This window comes from Streptomyces anandii JCM 4720, from assembly GCF_014650655.1.
In the GTDB taxonomy this organism is placed as follows: Bacteria; Actinomycetota; Actinomycetes; order Streptomycetales; family Streptomycetaceae; genus Streptomyces; species Streptomyces anandii.
Genome location: NZ_BMVJ01000012.1, coordinates 56652 through 62885 on the forward strand (window position 1 = coordinate 56652; position 6234 = coordinate 62885).

Here is a 6234-nt window from a genome sequence, read left to right on the forward strand (position 1 = left end):
GCGTCACCGCCCTCGACGTCCAGGAGGCGGCGAACCTGCTCGACGCCTGGCGCTCCCTCGCGGTTGCCGACCTGGACCCTGAGGAGGCCAGCCGTGCCTAGGGGAAAGCCGGTTCCACGCCCCGTCACGATCTACGCCCTCACCGACCCCGAGACGGGCCGGCCGCGCTACGTCGGCCACACCACGCGCCTGGCCGACCGCGTCGGCAGCCACTGGTGCACACGCGGCAAGAACCCGCAGCCGGTGTCCGTGTGGCTCGGCTCGCTGAGCGACCCGCCGCCGTACGCCGTGCTGGAGGCGGACGTGCCGTTTGAGGAGCGGTACGAGGCCGAGGCCTTCTGGACCATCCTGCTGCGCCAGCGCGGCGAGAAGCTGCTCAACCTCTGCGTCGGCGCCCAGATCAGCCCGGAGCACGCCCGGAAGTCGAACGCGGCGCGCCGTCAGCACCTCGCCGCCAAGCGGCTGCGGCTGAGGGGTCTTCACCCCGTCGAGGAGGTCACGCCGTGAGCGACGACGTCATCCGGACCCACTTCAAGTGCGGCCTCAAGGTCTACTGCTTCCCGGTGAACGCGGCGCGCTCCACGGTCACCTGGCGGTACGTCAACCTGGACGCCGTCGCGCTGCCGGAGCCGGTGGGGGACGTGGACCTCACCGAGGACGACGAGGCGGTCATCGGGGTCACCGGGACGGGCGTCTACCAGACGCACCAGTGCCCGGCCCGCGTGGTGCGCTGCCGCCGCTGCGGGGACCCGATCATCAAGGTGACCCGCCGCTACGACGGCTCCCGTTGGCGCTTCACGCTCCTCGACGCCATCCCCGACCCGAACGGGAGGGTCACGCTCGACGAGAACGGCCACGCCACCACGGACCTGGCCGCCTACCCCGACGGCGAGCGGTACCGCCTTCACCACGACGCGCCCGCGCCACGGCAGCCGCGGCGTCCCACCGCGCCGGGGCTCACGCGTCACGCCCCGCCTGGCCTGAGGCCCAGCTCCGTCACTCAGGTCTCCCGCGGGGACCGGGAGTCGACGTGACCGCGGCGGCCGGCCTCTGGGTCTGCGCGGAGTGCGGCGAGCCGTGCCGGGACGACGCGGCCCTCGCCATGCACGAGTACCTCCGCCACGGCGTCTTCCCCGAGGGCTCCGAGCGGCACGGCGAGCCCGACCAGACGCGGGTCTGCCGCAAGTGCCGCGAGGAACACGGTGCCGACAAGCTCGCCGTCTCGGTCCACCGCCAGTTCAGGCACCCCAGGCAGCCACGGTCGAAGCCGCGCCCTGACGACCTCACGGTGCCGTACGTGCCGCCCATGCGCTTCGGCGGCCACCGCAGCCGCCATGACACCCCACCTTCACCCGGAGTCTCCGATGACTGACCTCACGCCGCCCGTCCAGCCCCCGCCGACGGTCGTCACCCCGCTTCCGCCGTCAGTCACCGCGGACCCCCGCCGTGCCGAGGGTCTCGACCACGTCCCTCGCCAGGTCCTCGCCGGGTCGACCGGTCTCACGGTGGAGACGCGCGCCGACGAGGCCGTGGCGCTGGGCCTGCTCCTGTCGGCGGCCGGCCGCGGTGACCAGGCCGCGCAGACGACGCTGGCGACGCTCGGTGTCGTGCCGCGCTTCTGGCGGGAGTTGCGGGCACGAGTGCCCCTCTCGCCGCACGGAACGGGCAGCCCGGTAAATACCCCTGGCTCTGTCGGTCCGCAGCCGCTCGCGGTCACTCGCCCCCGTTCTCGGGTCAGCTTGGGCCAGCCGCCCGCGGGAGCGACCGCGTGAGCGCCCCCTCGCCCTGGCCGGCCACCCCCACCCCGATTCCGCTCGTCTGCCCGGAGAACGGCCCATGCCCCTGCCATCCCTGACCCTGGTCGGCACCTTCACCGACGCCACCGGCAAGCCCGCCAACGGCCAGCTCACGCTTCAGCCGGACGCGGAGCTCGTCGACACCGCCACTCAGACGGTCCTCCCGCAGGTTCCCGTGGTCGTCACGGTGAGCAACGGCGCCTTCAGCGCCAACCTGCTGCCCTGCGACGCCGCGGGGGTCACCCCGACCGGCTGGGCGTACCAGGCGACGGAGGACTTCCCGTACCGCGTCGACACCCGCACCGGCCGGGCAAGCAGCACCTACTACATCCAGCCCACGGGCATGGGCACCGTCAACCTGGCGAGCCTGCCCCGCCAGGCGGTCGCGCCCACGGTCCTGACGTACGGGGCGCTCACCGGCAACAACACCTGGACCGGCACGAACGTCTTCCAGGGCGAGGTGACCGTCCCGACCCCGGTCAACCCGACCGACCCCGCCACGAAGGCGTACGCGGACGGCACCTTCGTCCCCCTGGCCGGGGGCACGATGACGGGGAACCTCGTCATCGACGTCACGCCAGGTGCCCCCACCACGAGCTCCCTTACGGACTACTCGCTCTTCCTGGAGTCGGACTACACCGGCGGTGAGAACACCTTCGACTCCACGGGGCGGCTCAACCTCCAGTCGTTCCAGCGGGCGCAGCAGACCAACCCCAGCGGCTCGTACGCCAGCTACGGCGAGGTGCTGCGCATCTTCTCGCGCCGCTGGGACTCCAAGCAGATGGTCGCCTGGTACGGGCCCACGTCCTACGACGTGAACGGTGACCCGGCCACGCCGGACACCGCCTGGTTCTGGATGGGCGCCCACTACGAGGCGAACGACCACGCGTCGGTGCACGGCCACTGGTCGGTGGAGGTGCCGGACACCGCGAAGAACCTTCAGACCCGCTTTGAGTTCCGGATCTGGGACCCCACGACCGGCGTCTTCGGCATGGACCGCACCATCGCCAAGTTCAACGCGGCGGACGTCGTGGTGGCTCAGGACAACGGCGCCATGTACATGGCCGCCGCCGCGGGCACCGCCAAGAACCTGTACTTCACGGATGACGTGCTGGTCGTGAGCGGCGGCACTGCCACCGGCAAGCGCTGGGGCCTGCAGGCGGACGGCACCGCCGAGTCCGGCTCCAACGTCGGCACCGACTTCCGCGTCAACCGGTACAGCGACACCGGCGTCTTCGTCGACACCCCGGTCTTCGTGAAGCGGTCCACCGGCGCCGTCGGGATCGGCAACATCACGGCGCCCGCCGCGCGCCTGGACGTCACCGAGGCCGGGTCTCGCCACACCGTTGAGGCGTTGCAGACCACGACGAGCACGATCAGCTTCGCCGCCTACGCGTCGACCATCGGCGCCACCGCCAACCGCTACTTCGACGGTCGGATCTCGGGTGACTCCAGTGGTCGCCTGGTCATCTTCGGCGACGGCAAGCACGAGTGGGGTGACGGCGGCGCGGGTGGCCGCGACACCAACCTGTACTGCAGTGCCGCCAACACCCTGGCGACCGACGACCTGTTCACCAGCGTCGGCGTGGCATCCACCACGAGCGGCGCCACCGCCGCGGGCACGTTCAGCACCTCCGCCGACGGCACCGCCTCCCTCGGCGTCCTGGTCGTGAACCCGTCCTCAACCAGCAAGCGCGCACTGGACATCCGCCTCGCGGCCGACTCCGTTTCCCGTCTGCGAGCCGACATGAGCCAGGGTGGCGGTGCCGGAACTCTGACGTTCGGCGACGGGACGACGTCGGACGTGTCGCTGTACCGAACCTCGACCACGACGCTGCGCACCACTGGGTCTTTCACGATCGACCTCGACCTTCGGTCCACCCGCAACGCGCAGTTCGGCAGCAACTCGCTTGGCGTGGGCGGCGGTACGGGCGTCGTCGGCATCACCAACGCAGCAGTCTCACCGACGTCGAACCCAACCGGCGGCGGCGTCCTGTATGCGGAGGCGGGCGCGCTGAAGTGGCGCGGCAGCTCCGGAACCGTCACCACGATCGCAGCAGCCTAGGAGAACCATGAAGCAGTCTTTGCGCGCCACCCCCGATGAGGTCCTCACCGTCATACGGGAGCTGTTCCCGGCGCAGTACGACCGGGCCGTGGCGGAGCTGATGATCCGCAAGCAGCAGGTGCGGATTCAGGAGCTGGAGGACCAGCTCGCTCACGGCCACTCGCATTCCCACTCTCACGGTGAGGGCGCGCCGTCAACTTCGCCGGGCGCGCCAGCGGACGAGCCAACGGCGTCACCGGAATCGATGCGGTCGCCAACATCGGTCTGACGGCTGCCACGCTCCGGTACGCGCAGAACGGCACCAGTCAGACGTCACTGCCCGCGTCCATCGCCCCGACGAGCAACCGCGTTCGGCGGTCCGTGGGTGGCGGTTGGCTGACGGCCGTCTCGTTACGAACCATAACCAGTCGTAGGCCCAGGGCAGTTGCCTTACCGTCATAGACATGGACGACACGCTTTCCGTGGAGAACCTCCTCGCCGGGGCGAGGCGGTTCGCTCATCTCGCCATGGCCGCTCACGATCGGTCCGATCACGAACTGTTCGCACTGCACGGCGGTGTGGCTGTCGAGCGGCTCGCCAAGGCGGCCCTGGCGGCCAAGAACCCCGCTCTGCTGCTGGAGATGAGGGGCAAGGTCGACGCCCTCTTCCATCTCACCGGGGTCAAGCCGAGCGAGAGCCGAGTGCACACGGTTGGGGCTGGCGAGGCCATCGCGCGCCTGCGCAAGCTCGACGTCCTGCCGAGCGACGACGGGCTCGACGACCTCATTGAGCTGCGAAACGGTGTCGCTCACTCCACGCAGGGCGACGAGGGACGAGAACTGTTGCCCGCGTTGGTTCGGACGATTGAGGCTCTGCTGACCGACCTCGGGAAGGACGTTAGCGCGTTCTGGGAGCGGTGGACGGAGACCATCCGCCTTGCCCTCGACGAGGCGCGCACTGAGCTGGAGCGGGACGTGCGGATGCGCATTCAGAAGGCGCGAAATGTCTTTCAGGACCGCTTCGAGGGCCTGCCGGACGACGCCGTGAGGAAGTTCCAGGACACCCAGCGCAACTCGTTCGCCATGGCGCTGATGGGGGAGGCGGACCATCTCATAGTTGAGGATGTCGCGACGTGCCCAGCGTGTGACGGTCGTGCGAAGGTGATCATGCAGGGGTGGGACGCTGCGAGCAACTCCAAGAACTTCGTGGTTAATGGGTTTCGCTGTCCGATGTGCCACCTGACTCTAACTGGGGCCGAAGAGTTCACTGCGGCGGGGCTGGACCTGGGGACCGTCAACAACGACGTCGTGTCTGAGCTCATGAGGATGCTCACCGATCGGTCCGTTGCCTCGAAGGCGCAGGAAGTTCGTCTCGGGGAGACGCGGCCAGGGTGAGGTGATAGTTGAATGCTTCGCCAGCTTGATCGTCAGCTGTCCCCGTTGTTCCAGTCGTCCCCGAGGACCCAGCGCAGCGCCGAGAGCTCGCCCAGCAGGTACGCGGAGTGCCACGCTTCCTGCTCATCGCCGGGGATGATGAACCCTGGCTCGTCGGCGTACATCGCCTCCACGCTCCGCATGGCGTCCTTGATCGTCTTCTCGGTCTCTTGGTCCAGTGGCGGCCGTCGCCCGATCTCAATGTTGTGGAAGAGGACTTCCTTGCGGTAGTACCACAGCTTGGTCGTGCGGTACTCCTCGGCGGCGAGGATCTCCGCCTCGGTGCGGGGCCGGGAGTCGACGTAGCGAGACACGAAGTCGGGAACACCCTCCAGCAGCTTCTTGAGCTGCGGCCGCTCCCAGTACTTCACCCGGAACGGAGGGCGGTTGTTGAGCTCGTACGTCTTCAGGTAGTCCTTGCACGGGTTGGACAGAAAGCTGCTGGCGATGACCAGGGCGACGTGAGCCCGCTCCGCGCCTGCCCACGTCAGGAGCCCGCTGATCTTGTCCGGCGGGACGCCCTTCGTGTACTTCTTGCAGTCCACAAACCAGCGCTCCACGTGCACCGCGCTGTCAACCTCCGTCACGTGCCGCTCGGCCACGATGTCCCGGCCGCTGTCCGACGGGCTCGCGTTCAGGCCGGTGCCCTTGCGCCAGTCGACGTTGACGAACCCGAGCTCTTTCATGAGCTCGAAGCAGAACTCCTCAAACTCGGTGTCGGTCATGTCGTCGTACGGCATCGCCTCGTCACTCACCACGTCGCCAGCGTAGCGATCAGCACCGACAACGCAGCCCTCTCAACCGTCAACGGCGACCGAGAGCACGGGAAGTGACAAGGCGGGACCCGCCCCACTCTGTCGAAGCGGGACGGGGCCAGGATGCGAGGAGTGGTCAGGCCTGGGCCGCCGTGACGCAGTTGGCGCACGGCTTCCACCTCGGCGGCACCTCACCGTCCAGCGGG

Annotated in this window: 8 protein-coding genes; 7 read left to right on the forward strand and 1 reads right to left on the reverse strand. The window is 69.1% G+C overall.

Annotated elements, in window-relative coordinates; genetic code table 11:
• Window positions 1-93: 93 nt before the first annotated feature.
• From IE249_RS21790 to IE249_RS21820, 7 genes are all read left to right on the forward strand, one after another.
• Window positions 94-507 (forward strand): GIY-YIG nuclease family protein, encoded by a 414-nt coding sequence (locus IE249_RS21790; protein WP_189707030.1) that lies wholly within the window; start codon window positions 94-96, stop codon window positions 505-507.
• Window positions 504-1034 (forward strand): hypothetical protein, encoded by a 531-nt coding sequence (locus tag IE249_RS21795; RefSeq protein ID WP_189707032.1) that lies wholly within the window; start codon window positions 504-506, stop codon window positions 1032-1034. The genes IE249_RS21790 and IE249_RS21795 overlap by 4 nt, the downstream gene beginning before the upstream one ends.
• Window positions 1031-1372, forward strand: a complete 342-nt coding sequence (locus tag IE249_RS21800) for a hypothetical protein (RefSeq protein ID WP_189707034.1) — start codon at window positions 1031-1033, stop codon at window positions 1370-1372. The genes IE249_RS21795 and IE249_RS21800 overlap by 4 nt, the downstream gene beginning before the upstream one ends.
• Window positions 1365-1772 carry a hypothetical protein gene (locus IE249_RS21805; RefSeq protein WP_189707036.1) on the forward strand — a complete coding sequence of 136 codons (408 nt, stop codon included), beginning with the start codon at window positions 1365-1367 and terminating at the stop codon, window positions 1770-1772. The genes IE249_RS21800 and IE249_RS21805 overlap by 8 nt, the downstream gene beginning before the upstream one ends.
• 64 nt (window positions 1773-1836) lie before the next feature.
• Window positions 1837-3861, forward strand: a complete 2025-nt coding sequence (locus tag IE249_RS21810) for a hypothetical protein (RefSeq protein WP_189707038.1) — start codon at window positions 1837-1839, stop codon at window positions 3859-3861.
• Window positions 3862-3868: 7 nt separating this feature from the next.
• Window positions 3869-4129: a hypothetical protein gene (locus tag IE249_RS21815; protein ID WP_189707040.1), complete on the forward strand. Its 261-nt coding sequence runs from the start codon at window positions 3869-3871 to the stop codon at window positions 4127-4129.
• Window positions 4130-4304: 175 nt separating this feature from the next.
• Window positions 4305-5234: a hypothetical protein gene (locus IE249_RS21820; protein WP_189707042.1), complete on the forward strand. Its 930-nt coding sequence runs from the start codon at window positions 4305-4307 to the stop codon at window positions 5232-5234.
• Between the two features lie 32 nt (window positions 5235-5266).
• On the opposite strand, the gene IE249_RS21825 is transcribed toward IE249_RS21820, so the two are convergent.
• Window positions 5267-6031, reverse strand: a complete 765-nt coding sequence (locus IE249_RS21825; RefSeq protein ID WP_229858966.1) for a restriction endonuclease — start codon at window positions 6029-6031, stop codon at window positions 5267-5269.
• Window positions 6032-6234: the final 203 nt, after the last annotated feature.